Here is a 972-nt window from a genome sequence, read left to right as displayed (position 1 = left end):
GGACCTTTCCTATGAAGTGCTGCCGTGGAATGAGGGACGAATGACCGCATCCAGGGATGTACAACCGTTTACGCTACAATTTAACCGCAACTCCAAACATCTGGCGGAGGACTGGTTTGGAGTGGAAGCGTTGACCGAGCAAGAGGAAGGGATCTATACGGTTTCGGTACCGTTTCCCGAGGATGCGTGGTTGTACGGATTTATTTTAAGCCTGGGACCGGATGTGATTGTCAAGGAACCAGCCCATTTGCGAGACAAGATTTATCAGATGGCATTGCGTATTGCGTCTAATTATGAAGCGGGTCAGGAATTTTAGAATGAACCTTAGATTAAAAGTAAAACAAACCTGACCCATAGTTGTCAGGTTTGTTTCGTTATACTGGTGGCATACCTGATACGAATTGGCGAAAGGGGATTTAGGAGAATGGATAAAGCCTGTCAAAGTTGCGGGATGCCGCTGGAGCATGAGGATCAATACGGAACGGATGCACAACATCATAAAACAGATGAGTATTGCAAGTATTGTTACCAGGATGGTGCATTTGTACAGCCAGACTTGACAATGGAGGGAATGATTCAGCAGTGTGTGCCTATTATGGTAGAGGAGGGGATGCAGAAAGAAGAAGCGACTTCGATGCTGCATAATTACCTGCCCTATTTAAAGCGGTGGCGGTCCTCAGAAGATGCTGCGCATACAATGAATGGACCCATTCGGGAGGAATATCGAGGCAGTATCCGTTTGGTTGGGCTGAAAGCACGCACCAATAATCAGAAGGAACAAACATCCCAAGGAATCATTCCAGGCATGTGGGGGCGTTTCTGGAGTGAGGACGTGTCTGGTCGTATTCGAGACGACGAGGGACCTGCTTCTGTCTATGGTTGTTATACTGACTATGAAAATGGGGCTTTGGGCGAGTATACATTTTTTATCGGAAAGAAAGCGACTGAGGATTTCCAGACTCCTGACGATCT

The 972-nt window shown here is 47.0% G+C and carries 2 protein-coding genes; both read left to right on the top strand.

Annotation, left to right across the window (positions count from 1 at the left end; all coding sequences use genetic code 11):
• Positions 1-316 (top strand): helix-turn-helix transcriptional regulator (locus tag AC5V8P_RS25740; protein ID WP_495474078.1); only part of this gene is annotated, 316 nt, incomplete at its 5' end.
• Positions 317-424: 108 nt separating this feature from the next.
• Positions 425-972 (top strand): zinc ribbon domain-containing protein (locus AC5V8P_RS25735; protein ID WP_495474077.1); only part of this gene is annotated, 548 nt, incomplete at its 3' end.

It is taken from the genome of Paenibacillus sp. N119s (genome assembly GCF_059447605.1).
This window is presented reverse-complemented; position numbering and strand designations above follow the sequence as displayed.